This window comes from Coprococcus sp. AM14-16, from assembly GCF_003434675.1.
Taxonomy (GTDB): Bacteria; Bacillota; Clostridia; order Lachnospirales; family Lachnospiraceae; genus Coprococcus; species Coprococcus aceti.
Genome location: NZ_QTLL01000004.1, coordinates 117,737 through 136,825, shown reverse-complemented (window position 1 = coordinate 136,825; position 19,089 = coordinate 117,737). Strand labels below are relative to the sequence as shown.

At 44.7% G+C, this 19,089-nt stretch carries 17 protein-coding genes and 1 riboswitch; all 17 genes read right to left on the bottom strand.

Features of this window, described 5'->3' with window-relative positions; genetic code table 11:
- Nucleotides 1–2 precede the first annotated feature (2 nt).
- Nucleotides 3–533 carry a histidine phosphatase family protein gene (locus tag DW159_RS12540; RefSeq protein ID WP_117551203.1) on the bottom strand — a complete coding sequence of 177 codons (531 nt, stop codon included), beginning with the start codon at nucleotides 531–533 and terminating at the stop codon, nucleotides 3–5.
- A gap of 144 nt (nucleotides 534–677) precedes the next feature.
- A complete protein-coding gene (locus DW159_RS12535; RefSeq protein WP_117551202.1) occupies nucleotides 678–2,267 on the bottom strand; it encodes a carbohydrate-binding domain-containing protein in 1,590 nt (529 codons plus the stop codon).
- Between the two features lie 42 nt (nucleotides 2,268–2,309).
- Nucleotides 2,310–2,990: a DUF4956 domain-containing protein gene (locus tag DW159_RS12530; protein WP_117551201.1), complete on the bottom strand. Its 681-nt coding sequence runs from the start codon at nucleotides 2,988–2,990 to the stop codon at nucleotides 2,310–2,312.
- Between the two features lie 93 nt (nucleotides 2,991–3,083).
- Nucleotides 3,084–3,770, bottom strand: a complete 687-nt coding sequence (locus tag DW159_RS12525; protein WP_117551200.1) for a polyphosphate polymerase domain-containing protein — start codon at nucleotides 3,768–3,770, stop codon at nucleotides 3,084–3,086.
- A gap of 420 nt (nucleotides 3,771–4,190) precedes the next feature.
- Complete coding sequence (gdhA, locus tag DW159_RS12520; protein ID WP_004851315.1) at nucleotides 4,191–5,552, bottom strand: NADP-specific glutamate dehydrogenase; 1,362 nt, start codon at nucleotides 5,550–5,552, stop codon at nucleotides 4,191–4,193.
- Nucleotides 5,553–5,800: 248 nt separating this feature from the next.
- A complete protein-coding gene (locus DW159_RS12515; RefSeq protein WP_015534003.1) occupies nucleotides 5,801–6,295 on the bottom strand; it encodes an Lrp/AsnC family transcriptional regulator in 495 nt (164 codons plus the stop codon).
- 247 nt (nucleotides 6,296–6,542) lie between these two features.
- On the bottom strand, nucleotides 6,543–7,358 hold the full coding sequence (locus tag DW159_RS12510) for a Cof-type HAD-IIB family hydrolase (protein ID WP_055147172.1): 816 nt from the start codon (nucleotides 7,356–7,358) through the stop codon (nucleotides 6,543–6,545).
- Between the two features lie 175 nt (nucleotides 7,359–7,533).
- Entirely contained in the window at nucleotides 7,534–7,893 is a 360-nt protein-coding gene (locus DW159_RS12505; RefSeq protein WP_004851321.1) for a hypothetical protein, read from the bottom strand.
- An 83-nt stretch (nucleotides 7,894–7,976) separates the two neighbouring features.
- The gene (gene gltA, locus DW159_RS12500; RefSeq protein ID WP_022216905.1) at nucleotides 7,977–9,377 is read right to left on the bottom strand and encodes an NADPH-dependent glutamate synthase; all 1,401 of its coding nucleotides are present in this window, start codon (nucleotides 9,375–9,377) and stop codon (nucleotides 7,977–7,979) included.
- Nucleotides 9,377–10,264, bottom strand: a complete 888-nt coding sequence (locus DW159_RS12495; protein WP_117551339.1) for a sulfide/dihydroorotate dehydrogenase-like FAD/NAD-binding protein — start codon at nucleotides 10,262–10,264, stop codon at nucleotides 9,377–9,379. The genes gltA and DW159_RS12495 overlap by 1 nt, the downstream gene beginning before the upstream one ends.
- 234 nt (nucleotides 10,265–10,498) lie before the next feature.
- On the bottom strand, nucleotides 10,499–10,804 hold the full coding sequence (locus tag DW159_RS12490; protein ID WP_022216907.1) for a hypothetical protein: 306 nt from the start codon (nucleotides 10,802–10,804) through the stop codon (nucleotides 10,499–10,501).
- 309 nt (nucleotides 10,805–11,113) lie between these two features.
- A complete protein-coding gene (ptsP, locus tag DW159_RS12485; protein WP_117551199.1) occupies nucleotides 11,114–12,817 on the bottom strand; it encodes a phosphoenolpyruvate--protein phosphotransferase in 1,704 nt (567 codons plus the stop codon).
- Between the two features lie 135 nt (nucleotides 12,818–12,952).
- A complete protein-coding gene (locus DW159_RS12480; RefSeq protein ID WP_015534007.1) occupies nucleotides 12,953–13,216 on the bottom strand; it encodes an HPr family phosphocarrier protein in 264 nt (87 codons plus the stop codon).
- Between the two features lie 416 nt (nucleotides 13,217–13,632).
- Entirely contained in the window at nucleotides 13,633–15,699 is a 2,067-nt protein-coding gene (locus tag DW159_RS12475; protein ID WP_117551198.1) for a PTS fructose transporter subunit IIABC, read from the bottom strand.
- A 103-nt stretch (nucleotides 15,700–15,802) separates the two neighbouring features.
- The gene (pfkB, locus tag DW159_RS12470) at nucleotides 15,803–16,705 is read right to left on the bottom strand and encodes a 1-phosphofructokinase (RefSeq protein ID WP_117551196.1); all 903 of its coding nucleotides are present in this window, start codon (nucleotides 16,703–16,705) and stop codon (nucleotides 15,803–15,805) included.
- Complete coding sequence (locus tag DW159_RS12465; RefSeq protein WP_015534010.1) at nucleotides 16,705–17,454, bottom strand: DeoR/GlpR family DNA-binding transcription regulator; 750 nt, start codon at nucleotides 17,452–17,454, stop codon at nucleotides 16,705–16,707. The genes pfkB and DW159_RS12465 overlap by 1 nt, the downstream gene beginning before the upstream one ends.
- 396 nt (nucleotides 17,455–17,850) lie before the next feature.
- A complete protein-coding gene (locus DW159_RS12460; RefSeq protein WP_015534011.1) occupies nucleotides 17,851–18,783 on the bottom strand; it encodes a cation diffusion facilitator family transporter in 933 nt (310 codons plus the stop codon).
- A gap of 176 nt (nucleotides 18,784–18,959) precedes the next feature.
- Nucleotides 18,960–19,043, bottom strand: a riboswitch (NiCo riboswitch).
- Between the last annotated feature and the right edge of the window lie 46 nt (nucleotides 19,044–19,089).

The following is a 19,089-nucleotide window of genomic DNA, read 5'->3' as shown; positions in this document are numbered from 1 at the left end:
GATCAGCACTCGTAGATATTGTACCCACAATTGTCCTGACTGAATCCAAAATACTCCTCGTTGGTCATATCCATGAAATAGCTGCATATCGCCCTGCATATTCCGTTATGGCAGACAAACAACACCGACGAATCCGGATATGTCTCGCGGGTTTCAATTATCAGATCGTACGTTCTCCTGGCGATATCCATCATGGATTCTCCTCCGGGATATCTGTATGCGAACATCCTTTTGTTGTTCAGGAAATCCCTGTCGTCCCTCTGAACACCCTCATACACACCGTAATCCTGTTCTATAAGCCTTTCATCCGTAAGTACCGGCAAATGCTTTCTCTCCGCCACCGCTCGTGCTGTCTCCTGTGCCCTGGAGAGCGGCGATGCTATTATCACATCAATAGAGCAGCTATCCAATCTCTCTGCAAGGAGCTGTGCCTGCTGAAGTCCTTTATCTGTAAGATGGGAATCTGTCCTGCCACAGACCTTATTAAGTCTGTTCCATTCCGTCTCTCCGTGTCTTGCAACATATAACTTCATATGGGTTCTCCTTCCAGTCATATTGGGTATCTGCTCTTTTTACCAACTGTGTATTAACTACAAAAATCTCATGTCTTTATAATATTAAGCATTTTTGCAAATTAATCAACTGTTTTCGGCTATTAAAGCGTCTGGAATTATCTTCTATATGCTCATGCTGTCTGAGCTCGAACTATTGTCTTTGTTCTGTGAACTGCCATTTGCGCTGTCATTCTGCCCATTATCTAAATCACCATCCGGTCTCTGCATATTTCCATCATCTGAATTGCCACCTGGTCTCTGCATATTTCCATCATCTGAGTTGCCGCCTGGTCTCTGCATATTTCCATCATCTGAGTTGCCGCCCGGTCTCTGCATTCCGCCATTATCTAAATTGCCGCCCGGTCTCTGCATTCCGCCTGAGCCCTCGCTGTATGTAATATCGTCCAGTGTAAATGTACTGTTCTGGTCACCGACAGTCAAAGTGTAGTTATCCCCCTGTTTCATGTCTGATGTGCTGATAACAACCGAGTTAAATTTCTTATCCACCTTATAGCTGAGCACCTCCTTGCCATCTGAATCAGTAAGTGTGATCGTTTCGCCGGCGTCAACCCACTCATCAAAGTTAACAAGAGCCGAGCACTGTGTGGACTCATCTCCAAATCCCTGAGCCATACCGGAACCACCCACAGCTACGATCTCGCCGCCTGTTATCGCAGCACAGATTCCGTAGTCCATCGCGCCATTGCCATTGTCCGAAGGGCCGAGTACATGTACGCTGCCTCCTGTAATTCCAATGTAGCCATTGGAATCTATTCCATCACCGCTGGCATTTATATTTATCGTTCCTCCTGTTATAAGAATATATGCATCATTGTCGGCATCCATGTCCACTCCACCCATGCCCGGGCCGCCTCCAAAACCATCATGGTTGTCTCCCGAACCTGCGCCGCCTCCAGCTGCATTAAAGCCGTCATCACTGGATATCACATCTATATTACCGCCAGCCACAAGGATCTTATACCCCTCTACCCCCTCATAACTCTTAGATACATCTATATCTCCACCGGTTATTATCAGAAGTCCCTCCGCATGGATCGCATCATCCCCAACCGATATGTTGATGTCTCCGCCTTCTATATATACATATCCTTCCTGCTGGTCGTCATTTCCCGCATGTATACCATCCTCATCACAGCTCAGGTTAAATGTTCCGTCCGCAATTCTCACGCTATCCTTAGCGTTCAGGCAGTGATCCTGACTGTCTATGGTATAGGTGCCACCTGTAACCACCAGGTCATCCTTGGACACGATTCCATGTCCCGTAGTGTCTTTAACCGTCAGACTTCCGGTGCCGCCCAGTGTAAGGTCACATTTGGCAAATATCACGGCATCCACATTGTTGTCATCCGTCTGAACGTAGTCCCCAGCCACCGTAAGACTATTCTCTGCCCCTTCCGCCAACGTCACAAATACCTTGTCAGCGTTCTTCGCATATATTGCCGCCTGCATCTCCTCCACAGTCATCTCTGTCTTTACACTGGTATTCTCTGCATCCGCACTGCCATTTGGGCTTTCTTTATCAGCGTCCGTCTCTGTGCTCACATCACTTGTCACCTCAGTATCTGAAGTCGAGCTTGTGCTCTGGCTGGTTGAACATCCGGCAAGCATTGCCATGCACATGGCCGCTGTCAACCCTATAGCCAGACATTTGCGGATTCCCGCTATATGTCTCATATATTTATTCTTCCTCATACGATCATCTCCTTACTAAGTATCTGCCTTATCAACTGACTTCTACAATGTCATGTCCCCCGAATCCACCTGCGCCAGCATGATCTCAAGGTTGCCATTTCTCACTCTGAGCTTATCTATCATATCCTTCTGATTTGTGTGCTTCTTAAGCTTCACCACATATGTAAGCTTGAACAGGCTTCCCATGTTGGTCGTCTTCACATTTATCAGTCTGTAACTGTCTGTACAGTCGGCAAGTATCTCATCAAATGCCTCTGTATAGTCGAGATTTTCAGGCACGGTGATCTTCAGGGCTCTCTCTTCATCCCTTCCGCCGCCAAATCCAGTAAGGCTGCAAATGAACATCGCTCCGCCTAGTATGGTGGCAAATAATACTGCATATCCTATAAATCCCATTCCGGTCACAAGTCCAGCTCCCATCGCAAGGAATATGGCGCATATCTCCTTTGCCGAACCTGGAACCGATCTGAACCTTACAAGGCTAAATGCACCTGCCACAGCAACACCCGCGCCAACATTGCCATTTACCATCATGATCACCACGCACACAACCGCAGGTATAAGTGCCAATGTCACCAGAAAACTCTGGGTGAATTTACTTCTGAATGCGTAAACCAACGCAAGGAATACTCCTATTATAAGGGATACCGCTATGCAGGTCAGAAACTCCTGCACTGATATCGTTGTCGCCGTTCCAAATATACTGTCAAATAATCCTGTCATCTTCTATCTCCTCCTGTCTATGTTTGCCACTTTATCATTTACATAATTCGTCTTTTTTAGTTTCTGGCTTTAAATGTATATGATCCACTTATGTCAGCCTACCATCTGTTTATACGCCTCTCCATACTTTGAAAATGACGTCTTGTATGCTCCATACTTTGTCAGCAGATGTGACAGCCACAGCGGGAACCCACCTGCCATCTTGATCTCCATCAACACCTTATATTCTGGTACGACCTTGTGCCCATATGGTTCTTTCTGAAGTGTCAGATCATCATTCTGCCACAGTATATTGTAATCAAACGTGATCCTGAGCTCCGGATCATCTATCCCTTTGTAGGAATCTCTCTCATACGAGAGAACCACCGCAGGCTCCAGATCTTTGTATACCTGCATGAAATAATCGATCTCTCTGCCGATCTGACAATCCTTGTGCAGCGGCTGGCCGCCCACCAGATAATCCATAGCCTCCTGTTCAGGCACCTCCAGCCTTCTTTTGTACACAACAGATTTGTATTTCTTCTTGAGCTCAATAAAAACCTCTGAATCGTCATCCGGGACTCCATAGCTTCTGAGCCTGAGCTTTTCTTTGTAAACCGGCTTTTCTATGGAGTCTCTGATGAGCCTGTGGGAAGGAGTGTCGAAATATATGTTAATGATCTGGCTATGTGCAAACCTGTCCGGTTGCATATACCTTATCATTTCGCTCATTATCTGCTCGTACTGTTCTCTATCTAACATGTACTTAAGTTCATATCTTTTAAACGTGTTGTCTGCCATAAGCATCATCCTTTCTTTACCTTATTCCCTCTTGATGATGCTATAATAGCCTGTAAAACTTAAACGAACTTTAAATATAAAAAATTGTCTTCGGTGACTCCTGTTGGTGTGTATTCTCTACGTTGTATATCCAATCGGTAGTGTCGGCGACCGAACTTTGACGCTTCTGTGCCGCCGCAGAGAGCTAGGCGCCCTTATCGTGCTTGGCGCGGCGTGCACGATGGAAACAAAGTCAAAGTGAGGGTAGACAAACGTGATTGGATATACAACATAGAGATTACACCAACAGGAGTCACCGAAGACAACCGCAACGCAAAAACGCCCATCTGTGGATCACTCCACAGATGGACGTCTATAGTCTTATATTATAATCTTATGTCTAGTTGATTTGAAGATAAGGCTCCCGCCAAATGCTTAGGATTAGCAAACGCCCTGAGCAAGCATAGCGTCAACAACCTTCTCGAAGCCGGCGATGTTAGCACCTGCAACATAGTCTGCGTTTCCGCCAACTGTCATGTTGTATCTCTTTGCTGCATCTGAGATGTTAGCGTAGATTGTCTCCATGATTCCCTTGAGCTTGCCATCAACTTCCTCGAATGTCCATGAAAGTCTCTCGCTGTTCTGGCTCATCTCAAGAGCTGATGTAGCAACACCACCTGCATTTGCAGCCTTACCACCAACGAAGAGAACACCATTCTCCTGAAGGTACTTAGTAGCCTCAAGAGTTGTAGGCATGTTAGCGCCCTCTGTTACTGAGATAACGCCGTTTGCAACAAGCATCTTAGCATCGTCAAGGTTAAGCTCGTTCTGTGTAGCACATGGAAGAGCAAGGTCACACTTGATTGACCATACGCCGTGATCATTTGCATCCTTCTTTACATGGTACTCAGCTGATGGTCTAGCAGCAGCATAAGCATCAAGACGTGCTCTCTTAACTTCCTTAACTTCCTTAAGAAGTGCAACATCGATTCCTTCTGGATCGTAGATCCAACCTGTAGAATCTGAACATGTAACACACTTAGCACCTAACTGATGTGCCTTCTGGATTGCGTAGATTGCAACATTACCAGCACCTGATACTGCACAAGTCTTGCCTGCGATATCAATGTCATGATCCTTTAACAGTGCGTTTGTAAGGTAAAGCAGTCCGTAACCAGTAGCCTCTGTACGAGCAAGTGATCCACCATATGTAAGTCCCTTACCTGTGAGAACTCCCTCGTATGATCCACGGATTCTCTTGAACTGACCGAACATGAAACCGATCTCTCTAGCACCTGTTCCGATATCTCCAGCTGGAACATCGACATCAGCACCGATATACTTACAAAGCTCTGTCATGAAGCTCTGGCAGAATGCCATGATCTCTCTGTCTGACTTACCCTTAGGGTCGAAGTCTGAACCACCCTTACCACCACCGATTGGAAGTGTTGTAAGTGAGTTCTTGAAAACCTGCTCGAAACCAAGGAACTTAATGATACCAAGGTTTACTGATGGGTGAAGTCTGAGACCTCCCTTGTATGGTCCAATGGCATTGTTGAACTGTACACGGAAACCTCTGTTGACCTGTACCTGTCCGTTGTCATCTACCCATGGTACTCTGAACATGAGCTGTCTATCTGGCTCTGTGATTCTCTCGAGGATAGCATTCTTTCTGTAAAGCTCCTCATTTGCCTCGATGCAAGGTCTGAGTGAATCAAGAACCTCTGTTACTGCCTGTAAGAACTCAGGCTGATCTGCATTCTTCTTCTGTACTATCTCGAGTACTTCATCAACATATGACATAGTAAAAATCCTCCTAAACTGATTATATATCGTGACCTGTTAATTATTTTCTGACCACGCTCCCTATTATAGTATAGGAAATTAAGATTGTAAAGAAAAAACTTGTGAAATCTAAGTATTTTTTTGTTTTTGCTTAATTTTCCCCTGTTTTTATCAATTAAGCTTATTATTTATAAACATTCTTCTTGTTTTGGGGTATTTCCCGCTGAGTTAAACGTCTAAAGTCTTTTCGACACAGTTTTCACTTTTTACTTCTTCTCCTCATCGTGGTGAAGATCATTCTTCCAGTATCTGCATCTGTGCTTTACATTTGTGGAGAATACGATCTGAGTCTTTGTCTTGCCAAATCTCTGAAGTTCACCAACAAAATGATCGAGATCTGCTGTTGTCTTGAAACGTACCTCAATGAGCATTGAGTAATCTCCTGTCACACAGTTGCACTCCACAACATTTAACACGCTGTCTATATATGGATAGAACTCAGCCTTCTGCTCAGGTGAAACCTCCAGATTGATAAATGCCTTGATATAATGACCCATAGCCTCCGGGTTGAGCTTGGTCGTAAATCCCTCAAGCACGCCCTCGGCAAGCATCCTGTCTATTCTTGTTCCAACTGCTGTAGGTGACATGGACACCTCAGCGCCTATATCCTTGAGTGATACACGTGCATTGTCCTGAAGCATGGCAAGTATCTTCTCATCCACCTCATCCAGTCTGTAGTATATCAGTTCTTTCTTTTCCATAAGATGTCTTCTCCTTCTCACTTTCTAAGGCAATTACAATATTATCCTACATAACCGCAATTGTCCTTTTCCCTATTCAAGCACCTTATCTCGTGGTGCAACTTGTGTTTCACAATCATATTAGCATATTTACTTAAGATTATAAATGTGTAGTGTCATTATATACCCTGCTCTGCGCAAATTACAACCTGATTTTTATGTATATTTACCGTTATACCCAACCTGGATTTTTACCCATAAGTTTTCGTCATTTTACGATATAATTATCCTCAAGCCAGTGCGCCACCCCATCCTCATCATTTGATGATATAACCGATGTGGCATACCTTTTTAGCTGTTCATCAGCATTTTGCACTGCGTAGCTTTCGTCAGCAAGTTCAAACATATCTATATCATTCCTGCCATCTCCAAAGGCAACCACCCTGTCGCATTCCAGAAGTTCCTGCAACTGTTTTATTGCATTTGCCTTAGATGCTGCAAACGGCATGATCTCCAGCCATTGTTCATCTGTATAAATGTCTTTCTGATATACACAGTGAAATTTATCCTTATACTTATCGTACAACGGTTTTAATTTTTCCGGACTGTCAATGCAGGTTATGTAGAAAATATCTCCCACTTTCAAGTTCTCTGCTGACTTTACGATATTTGTCCTGACATCCCCCTGCCTGCTGAGCAGGAATTTCTTCATACCATCTGTGCACAGCTCCGGAACATACGAAAATTTCTCCTTGCCATCTATCCGCGCATACACTATCGGAAATATCTGATTACCGAACAGATCGTCAAGCACTGATCCTACCGATTCATCAAAGTAATTTGCAGCAAGGACTTCACCGGTAACATTGTCTACGATAAACGCCCCATTGTATACGATCAGTGGAATTTCTGCCCGCAGTCCGCTTGTCACCTTCTTAGCTGTGATAAGGGAGCGCGCCGTGGCATAAGAGAATATCATTCCTCTATCTGTCAGATTATTGATTACACTGTTTGTATACTCGGATGTGGTCTCATCGCTGCGAAGAAGCGTACCGTCCAGATCTGATACATATAAAGTTTTCATGTTGTCACCCACCTATCACAATTTTTCTGCAATACATACTATATTTCTACAACTCACACATTTTCATACAACGTGCATTATTTCTTATAATGCTTTCGTTTTCCCACAATTCACTCGATTTCCTACTACCCACTAGATTTTCAATTTTCTACTACATACTAGTTTCCATAACACTCTATCTTCTGTACAGGATTTCCACATCGCCGTCCACGAATCCAGCGGCAACAGCCTCGTACTTCTTAAGTTTCTCAGCATATTTTCCTTCTGTGAGATACTTTCTGATCATCTCACAGGAAATATCAAGTATCTTCTCCCAGCCTACACCCTGCTGCCATTCGTACAGATCTTCCCCTGTCGTGAACTCCTCGTAACAATTCCAGTCCTCGTCCTCCTCGTCAAAATAAGTTGAACTTATCAACTGGATCGACCAATGCAAGTCCACCTCTTCATATATATTGAAGTTGATCGCCACCCCCGGCAGCGGCATATTCTCATCTAAAATTCTGTCTAACCATTTTGCAAATTCATCATACATAACTAATCCCCCGTATATAAAACAAAGCTGATGTGAAGTATTCTCTATACACATCAGCCTCGTTTTATGACTCTATATAATTATTACTTGTTGTTCTTGATGTACTCATCAATTCCCTTTGCACCAGCTCTACCAGCTTCCATTGCAAGGATAACTGTTGCAGCACCTGTTACGGCATCGCCACCGGCATATACGCCTTCCTTGGTTGTCTGTCCGTTTGCCTCTTCTGCAACGATACACTTCCACTTGTTTGTCTCAAGTCCCTCTGTTGTAGATGAGATAAGTGGGTTTGGTGAAGTTCCAAGTGACATGATTACTGTGTCAACGTCCATTGTGAACTCTGAATCTGGAATCACAACAGGTCTTCTTCTGCCTGATGCGTCTGGCTCACCGAGCTCCATCTTCACACACTTCATACCGCATACCCAGCCGTTCTCATCCTCAAGGATCTCTGTTGGGTTTGTGAGGAGATCAAATATGATTCCCTCTTCCTTAGCATGATGAACCTCCTCAACTCTGGCTGGGAGCTCCTCCTCTGAACGTCTGTATACGATATGCGTCTCAGCGCCAAGTCTGAGTGCTGTTCTTGCTGCATCCATAGCAACATTTCCACCACCGACAACGGCAACCTTCTTACCTCTCATGATAGGTGTATTTGAATTCTCGTCAAATGCCTTCATGAGGTTGCTTCTTGTGAGGTACTCATTTGCTGAGAATACGCCGTTGGCATTCTCGCCTGGGATACCCATGAACTTAGGAAGTCCTGCACCTGATCCGATGAACACTGCGTCAAATCCCTCATCCTCAAGGAGTGAGTCGATTGTGACTGACTTTCCTACTACTACATTTGTCTCTATCTTAACACCAAGTGACTTGATGTTCTCGATCTCCTTGGCAACTACCTTCTCCTTTGGAAGACGGAACTCTGGAATTCCGTATACGAGAACTCCGCCCGGCTGGTGAAGTGCCTCGAATATAGTTACATCGTAACCCATCTTTGCAAGATCTCCGGCTGCTGTCACACCTGAAGGGCCTGATCCGATGACTGCCACCTTGTGACCATTCATCTCCTTTGCAGGCTCTGGCTTGATTCCGTTCTCACGGGCCCAGTCAGCAACAAATCTCTCAAGCTTACCGATGGATATCGCCTCGCCCTTGATTCCTCTGATACACTTCTGCTCACACTGTGTCTCCTGTGGACATACACGGCCACATACAGCAGGAAGTGCTGATGACTCGCTGATGATCTTGAATGCCTCAGCGAAGTTGCCTTCCTTGACCTGAGCTATAAATCCAGGGATATTGATAGATACAGGACAGCCATTCATACATGGGGCGTTCTTACATCCTATACATCTTGAAGCCTCAGCCATAGCCTCCTCTTCATTATATCCGTAACAAACCTCTTCAAAATTCTTTGCACGTACCTGTGGCTCCTGCTCGCGAACCGGCACTCTCTTCCAAACATCTACTTCTATAGCCATTACTTGTCACCTCCACAGTTTCCACATCCGCCATGATGTGTATCGCCCTCTTTTGCTGCAAGGAATGCTCTGCCCTCTGCAGTCTTGTAGAGCTGCTGACGCTGCATAGCCTCCTCAAAGTTCACCTTGTGACCATCGAACTCTGGTCCGTCTACACACGCAAACTTAACCTCTCCGCCTACTGTTACACGGCAGGCACCACACATTCCTGTTCCGTCTACCATGATAGGGTTAAGGCTGACAACTGTAGGGATCTCAAGCTCCTTTGTGAGCTTACATACGAACTTCATCATGATCATAGGTCCGATGGCAACACATACATCATACTTGTTGCCAGCGTCTACAAGTTTCTGTATCTCATTTGTAACGACACCCTTGCTTCCATATGAACCGTCATCTGTTGTGATATACAGGTTGCCGGCTACCTTCTTCATCTTGTCCTCAAGAATGATGAGTGACTTGTTTCTTCCTCCGATGATGACATCAGCATCGATGCCCTGCTCATGGAGCCACTTTACCTGTGGGTATACAGGTGCTGTTCCAACACCACCTGCAACGAAGAGGATCTTCTTTTTCTTGAGTTCTTCTATATCCTCCTTGCAGAACTCTGATGGACATCCAAGTGGTCCAACGAAATCCGCAAATGAATCTCCAACCTTCTTATTCTTCATCATCTCTGTAGCAGCTCCAACTACCTGGAATACTATAGTGATGGTTCCGTCCTCTCTTGAGTAATCGCAGATAGTGAGAGGGATTCTCTCTCCATCCTCAGAACCTCTGACAATTACAAACTGTCCCGGAAGACATTTATTTGCAACTCGTGGTGCAACCACGTCCATGAGGTATATGGTCTCTGTCAACTGTTCAACCTTAGTAATCTTATACACTCTGTGCTCCGTCCTTTCCGACAGCCAAATTCTGACTGTTATGATCATTTTATTCTGTAAATGGGTGCAAACGCCCCTATTTATACACGTACGTACTTAATTTAGCAAAAAATATCAACAAAATCAAGGTATATGTAAAAATAGCACTGTTCTAAAAATGATCCTCAGGTGCAAAAAATCCCGCCAAAAGAGAAAATTTTCTCTCTGGCAGGGACTATTATATCTTACTTTATATTACTGTCTCTTCCTCTTCGCCTTGGCCTTGAGCGCTTCCTCTTTCCGTCTCTCGTTCTCCTGAATTATAAGCTTCTTCATTCCCTCCAGCTTTTTCTGGTTCAGCCTTATCTGCTCAAGCTCGCTCTCCGCTGCCTGCTGTGCCTCTTTGCTCTGGAAGGTGACAAACTTGTCAAATGCTCCCGGATAGGCAAATGTCTTTTCTACATTATTATAAGAAAATACAATTCTTATATGGCTTCCATCACATTCCATCACACTGCCTTCACCAAACTTCACATGGTTTACTTTTTCATTCTCAAACATTATTACATCCTCCTATCCATATTATTTCCATCTACAATACTGTTAAAACAAACTCACTAAAATTACGATATGATGCACCTGTCTGTTTCGATCTGCAAGGCTGACTCTGTTCACTATGTGTTCTTCCTGCTACTAATTATACTGTAACAAAAAAATCGGCACTTTTTCCAGTTAAAAATGCCGACTTTTTTTATTTTCGTGAAAATAGTCACTACGAGTCATGGTTTTTGTTCATTATTGATTTCTCAAACACATGAACCATACAAAAATGTACTCATATTTTTACCAAGCCATATTGTGCACTTTTATCTATCTTGCATTTGCTTTGAGAAGTTCCGCAACCTCCGTCTCTGTTGCAAGTGAGAGTGCCTTTGCTGCCAACTCATCTGCTTCAGCCTTCGACCACTTGGCTATCGTTCCTCTTGTCGCAAGGACTGAAGTGGCACTGACTGAAAACTCTCCCAGTCCAAATGATATGAGGAGAGGTATGAGCAACGGATCTGCTGCCGCCTCACCGCACATGCCTACCATGATGCCCGCTGCATTTGCCGCCTCGATGATATTCTTCATGGAGCGGAGAACTGCAGGATTGTAGGACGAGTACAGATACGCAACCTTTGCATTGCCTCTGTCGACCGCCATGGTGTACTGTGTCAGGTCATTTGTGCCTATACTGAAGAAGTCTGCCTCCTTTGCGAGCAGGTCTGCTATGAGACTTGCCGCAGGAGTTTCTATCATTGCACCGACCTGGATATCCTTATTGTATGCTATATTCTCTGCATCAAGCTCAGCCATGAGCTCCTTAACAAGAGCCTTCACGCTTCTGATCTCATCAACACATGTGACAAGCGGTACCATGATCTTGATATCGCCAAATGCACTTGCGCGGAGAAGTGCCCTCAGCTGTACTCTGTATGAATCTTTATTCTGCAGACAATATCTCACTGCTCTGAAACCTAAGAACGGATTGTCCTCTTTCTCAAGTCCAAGGTATGGGATATCCTTGTCACCACCCACATCAAGTGTTCTGATGATGACTTCTCTGCCCTCCATGGTCTCGGCAGCCGCCTTGTACGCCTGGAACTGCTCTTCCTCAGATGGGAGCTCTGATGCGCCCATGAACAGGAACTCTGTTCTGAAAAGGCCAACGCCCTCTCCATCACATGCAGCAACCTGCTTTGCATCCTCCGGATTACCGATATTGCCATACAAATGTACCTTTGCGCCATCAGCTGTGACTGTGTCTTTGCCTCTATATACCTCAAGAAGAGCCTTATCACTTAAGTACTTCTCTCTCTTTGCCCGATATTCTTCTATCTCTTCCTGGGACGGATCAAGTATGCAGATTCCATCGCATCCGTCAACTACTGCTGTCATTCCATCTGAAACCATGTCAACTATTCCATCCACGCTGAGTACCGCCGGTATCTCAAGTGCTCTCGCAAGAATAGCTGAGTGGGATGTCTTGCCGCCAACCGCAGTGATGATTCCTGCCACATTCTCCTTGACGATTCCTGCTGTCATGGATGGGGTGAGATCCTCAGCCACAAGGATAGTTCCAGCTGGAACCTCTGATATGTTCACATCAGGTGTACCTGTGAGTATCTTGAGCATTCTCACCTTGATGTCGCCAATATCAGTTGCTCTCTGTCTTGTGAGTTCATCATCTGCCATCTGGAACATTCCGGCAAACATATCACATGTACTCTCAAATGCAGCCTCTGCACAGGTTCCGCTCATAATCGCGCCCTTTGTGATCTCATCCATCCCCGGATCTGTGAGGAGCAGTATGTGTCCCTCAAGGATCTCCGCATTGTGCTCTCCGACACTCTCCTTCATGGCCTCTGCCATGGCATGTGTCTTCTCTGTAAACGCTGCAACTGCATCGTCATATCTCTTAATCTCTGCATCTGTATCTGTGATTGTTCTGTTCTCATATTCCGGCTTTGCGTCAGATATGATCACAACCTTTCCAACGCCGTAGCCGGCTGAACCCGCGATTCCTTTATTCATAAGAAAACCTCCAATTATTCTCTATACAACAAATGGTACTCAATCTGAGTACCATTTGTCCGTAACATTTACTGAAGTCTGATATCAGATTTCACTTATCATTTCCCTGCTGCGACGTCAGAACATCTACATGTCCTACTCGCCGAATCCTGACTCGATGAGCTCAACTGCCTTTGCAAGAGCCTCCTTCTCATCCGCACCGTCACACTCTATTGTAACCTCTGCACCACACTTGATGCATGCTGCGATGATGAGCATTACGCTCTTGGCATTGATCTTCTTGCCTGCTACGTCGAGAGTTACTGCGCATGAGAACTTTGTCATCTCCTTTGCAAATACTCCTGCTGGTCTCATATGAAGTCCCTGTTCATTTACTACTTTTACTGTCTGTGCTACCATAATAGTCTTCTCCTTTTCTAATACGGGCCGCAATGATCATTATACGACTGCAAGTGATTGTATATATCATTTTCGGGTCGCTCCCGCTTATTTCGGCCTGCAGCGTATGCAACAACTGGTGGTTTTCCAGTTGTTGCCGATAATCGTCAATATGTTTTCCATTGACGATTATCTAAGGACCGGTGGCCTCAAATTCCCTTCAAATGATATAAACAATCACTTGCAGAAATCCTCTATCATAAGCGGCCCTTGTGTTGTTAAATAAGTCTTTGTGATCTGTAATTGTCTACCATATGGCATCACAGTCAGATGACCATTTCATCTTTTCATTTGAGCCATGTATAGCTGTTTCACAAACCCCAATTGTATAAATTATAACATTCTGTCGTTTTTTGTGCATTACTTTTGTGCATTTTTTACTCCTGCACTTTTCTCTTGATAAGACCGAGCATGATACATGTGATCACTGATCCAACAAGCCATGAAATGATGTATGGTAACCAGTTGCCTACTGTTGCGAATACAAAGATTCCGCCGTGAGGTGCCATCAGTGTACATTTGAATGCTGCTGACATTCCACCTGCAACTGCTGCGCCTACGAGTGTACATGGTATTACGTGGAGTGGATCTGCAGCTGCAAATGGTATTGCACCCTCTGTGATGAATCCACACGCCATTACGATATTTGATACTGTTGAGTTTCTCTCTGCCTTTGTGAACTTCTTAGGGAAGAAGATACATGCAAGAGCAATTCCAAGTGGAGGTACCATACCACCTACCATAACTGATGCCATTGAGATATAGCATGCCTGAACTGCTGGATCTGAGAGCTGTGCGCCGCCTGCGACAAGCTCTGACGCTGTTGCGAGAACCATTGTTCCGTATACATAAGCTGCCTTGTTGATAGGGCCGCCCATGTCTATCGCCATCATACCGCCGAGGATAATTCCAAGTGGGATGAGAAGATTTTTATTTGCAAGGGCTGTCAGCATATCTGAAAGTCCTGTATTGATCAATCCAATAATTGGATTGAGTATAAATATCATAAGTACTGCAACTATAAACATACCAACAAGTGGATATATAAGTGTTGGCTTAATTCCCTCCAGTGACTTAGGGAATTTGGAGCAGATCTTTCTAAGAAGAAGAACTACATATCCTGCAAGGAAACCTGCCGCGATACCGCCGAGGAAACCTGATACTGTATTTCCGCCGCCCTCTGCTACAAATCCAAACTTTGATATAAATGACTGGAAGCCGCCAAGGTTATCTCCTGCCCATACATAACCGGACAAGGCTGCATTTCCGGAAGATGCCAGGATACCACCAAGGAAACCGACTGCAAGTCCAGGTCTGTCTGCTATAGACTCTGCTATAAATCCTGCAAGCACCGGAACCATCACGCCCATCGCCAGGCCACCGGCATACTTGAAGAATGCTGAGAGCGGGGTCATGGAACCGAAGTTGGATCCACCTGTTGCACCAAATCCGCAAAGTGTATCTATAAGGAATGCAAGAGCTGTGAGGATACCACCGCCGATTACGAATGGGAGCATGTGTGATACTCCGTTCATAAGATGCTTGTATATTCTGCTTCCCACACTGCCATTTGCACTGCTTGACTCTTTTCTGCCGCCCTCCTCGTGGTGAACAGGAACCTGACCATCCACGATCTTCTGTATGAGCTCCTCAGGCTTGTGTATTCCGTCTGCCACTCTTGTGAAAAGAACCGGCTTTCCATCAAATCTTGCTGTTTCAACACTCTTGTCAGCTGCAACTATGATACCATCACAGTTTGCGATCTCTTCATCAGTAAGTATATTTTTTGCTCCGCCTGAGCCATTTGTCTCAGCCTTTAAGGCATATCCCATCTTGGCGCCGGCCTTCTCAAGTGCCTCGGCTGCCATATATGTGTGAGCTATTCCTGTAGGACACGCTGTAACGGCAAGCACTCTAAAGCCTTTCTTCTCAGGAGCCTTCTCAACTGCCTTTTCCTCAGGCTTCTCTGCTGTCTCCTCTGGGAACTTTGCGTTCTCGTATTTGTCAACGACTGCAAGGAATGCATCCTTGTCTGCTGCCTTCAGAAGCTCTGCTCTGAAGTCCTCATCCATGAGGAGCATAGACAGTCTTGAAAGTACCTCAAGATGTACATCTGATCCGCTCTCTGGTGCTGCGATCATGAAGAACAGGTTTGATGGCTGTCCGTCAAGTGAGTCGTAATCAACTCCATCTGGAACTGTCATAGCTGCAAGTCCAGGTCTCTTGACTGCCTTGTTCTTGGAGTGAGGGATTGCTATTCCTTCTCCTATAGCTGTTGAGCCCTCTTCCTCTCTCTTAAGTATTCCTTCTTTGTATATTTTCTTGTCTGAGATGTTGCCTGCTGCATCGTGCAGGTTTACAAGGTAGTCGATTGCTGCATCCTTTGAATCTACCTTTACACCCAGAGCAATGCTTTCCTTTGATAAAAGCTCTGTAATTCTCATAAGCGTAACCTCCTCTTAAATAATCAGCTGCATCCACATATGCTGCTGTGCGATATCTGAATCTCCTAAGTATTCCCTCTCACGACGGAACACGTACGTTTTACTATAACTGCTTGTAGAGTTCTTCTACTTTGTCCGCTGTGGCAAGGCCTTCTGAAAATGCTGTGGCACTTCCGGTTGCTGTTCCTCTCTTCAGCGCTTCCATGTAATCGTGATCCTTCAGGTAGCTTGCTGTAAATCCTGCAACCATGGAATCACCTGCCCCTACTGAGTTCACAACCGTTCCCTTTGGAACTCCGATCTTGTGAACCTCTCCTGTCTCTGTGATGAGTATTGCTCCATCCCCTGCCATGGATATGAGCACATTTCTTGCACCCATGACCTGAAGCTTCTTCGCATACTCAACTATCTCGTCATCTGTCTTTAATACTACTCCAAACATCTCGCCAAGCTCATGATTATTTGGCTTGATGAGGAATGGACGAAACTTCAATACATTGAGCAGAAGATCCTTTGTCGCATCCACCACGATGTCGATGTTCCTGTTCATAAGCTTCTCCATGATCTGCTCGTATATGTCAGATGGAAGTGAAGCAGGGATGGTTCCCGCAAGTATCAGGCAATCTCCCGACTGGAGCTTGTCCAGCTTGTCAAACATCTGCTGAAGCTCATCTTTCTTAATGTCGGGTCCCTGTCCGTTGATCTCCGTCTCCTGTTCTGCCTTGATCTTAACATTTATCCTGCTGAGACCATTCTTCAGCTGGATAAAATCTGTCTTAACTCCCATGGCCTTGACTCCGTCCTCAATCTCCTTACCGGTAAATCCAGCAACAAAACCGAGAGCTACGGAATCAACTCCTATGTTCTTAAGTACGGTGGAGACATTGATACCTTTGCCGCCATAGAATATAGCTTCTGACTTACTTCTGTTCACCATTCCAAGCTCAAGGCTGTCCATCTTGACAACATAATCGAGCGCCGGATTGAATGTCACCGTATAAATCATTATCTGAGTACCTCCTTTACAACTGTGGCATCTATGTACTTATCATTTACAAGTCTGTCAGTGATAATACAGGCTTTTTCGATTGCTGCAAATGTCACTGCCGTCACCTTGTCGAACTTGCTGCTGTCAGCAAGGACTATGCTCGCATAAGATCTGTTCACCGCTTCCATCTTCACCATAGCCTCTTCCACATCAACCGTTGTGAATCCGTAATCCATATGGATTCCATTCGTTCCAAGAAAGCACTTTGTGAAATTGAACTTTTTCATGGAATTGACTGCCTCGGCTCCGATGATCGCCTCTGTGATCGGCTTAACAAGTCCGCCTATCATGTACGTTCTGAGGTTCTTCTTCAGAAGTCTCTTGGCATGTGCTATTCCATTGGTGACAAATGTAGCATTTGTTTCGCCGATATAGTCGATCATGAGCTCCGTGCTGGTTCCTGCATCTATAAATATGAAATCTTCATCATTGATCATCGTTGCCGCATATTTTGCAATGGCACTTTTCTCTTCGACGTTGAGCTGTGCCTTGGCTGAAACCGGTGCCTCATTGGTGATATATTCATGCTCGATCGCCTTGGCACCACCATGGAATCTCTTGATCTTACCCATATCGTCCAGAGCTATCAAATCTCTTCTTATAGTAGATTCTGACGCTCCCGTGATCTCCGTGAACTCTGCAACTGTCATAGACTTTCTCTCTTTCAGTGCATCTAAAATCGCTGTGTATCTATCCTCGGTCATCATAATAATTGCCTCCTGCCTTTTAAGTATGTCTCCTGTATATGTGTTTTTCGTGTTTGTGTATTTTCTTTTTTCGTGGCTTTTCAGAATGCATATATCTGCATCCGGTGCTTTTAACTTTTCTTTAGGATAACATATTTTTTGACTGTTTTCAATTACTTGTGATTGTTTCAAGGTGGTTTTCACTTGATTTCAGTCACTTTCAATCAATCTATATGCATAATATCATCGCAAATGAAGATTGTCAATCATTATTCTGCATATTTTTGAAGATTTTTGAATTATTTTGATTGTTTTTGACTATTTGCAAGGTTGGTACTCGTTTTGCAGCTTCCAGCACACAAAATAAGACACCGACCAAATCTGATCCGTGCCTTACTCTGCGTTATCAATCTATGATTATTCTGCCACATCCGCAGGATTGACATGCACCATCACATGCTTTACCTTTGGAAAATTCTTCTCTATTCCCTCATGGACCTCTTCCGCTATCTCATGCGCATGTCTTAATGTATATGAACCGTTTACACCTATCTCCACATCTACATATATTTTGTTGCCAAATATCCTTGTGTGAAGAAGATCAACACTGAGAACTTCTTTCTGGGCGAGCACAAAATCCCTCATCTCTTTCTCTGTCTCTTCATCGCAGGAGTGATCCACCATCTTATCCATGGCATCCTTGAAGATATCGTATGCCGCCTTAGCTATGAATACAAAGATAACAATACTTGCAATGGAATCCATAACCGGGAATCCCATCATCGCACCACCGATACCGACAAGCGCGCCGACCGATGACAGCGCATCTGATCGGTGATGCCATGCATCTGCCATAAGTGCGCTTGAATCTATCTTCTTCGCATAGTGTCTTGTGTACCAGTACATTATCTCCTTTGTGACAATGGATACAACAGCCGCCACCAGTGCCAGCATCCCCGGTTTCTGCAGGCTTTGGTAATTGCCACCGATTATGTCCTTAACCGCCTGCGAGCCGATCTTGATACCGGTATACAGCAGCACTATAGACAACACGATCGCTGCCACACACTCAAGCCTCTCATGGCCGTAAGGATGCTCCTTGTCGGATTCCTTCGACGCCAGCTTCACCCCGATTATGACTATTATGGTGCTGAACACGTCTGATGCTGAATGTACCGCATCACTTATCATTGCATTTGAATGTGCAAATATTCCCGCAAATAATTTGAATACTGACAACAGTACGTTCTGTACTATCGTTATAAACGATACTTTATTTGCAACCTTTTTAAACTCATCCTCTGATACGGCAGATGCCGCCATCGTGTTTATTTTGTTTGCGCTTTCCATATAATCAGCCATCCTTTCTTAAATGAACACCAGTCTATTGATAATCACCTTAATCAAAAGACCGATGCTGTGCGATCAATAAATTTCAGAAAGCTCTTATCACTAAATATATGTGGGAGATTTTATAGAATGTCTAAAAGAGTATAAAAAAACACCCACGACTCAGTATTAGTAACTACTGTCCCGTGGATGTAAAGATTCCACTGCCATGATGGCCCGACTCCTTGGCTTTCGCCAATGGTCTGCTCAGTTTGTACTGTAGATTTATATGCAGTGCAAAGAGTTAATTTAGGTTACCATCTATGG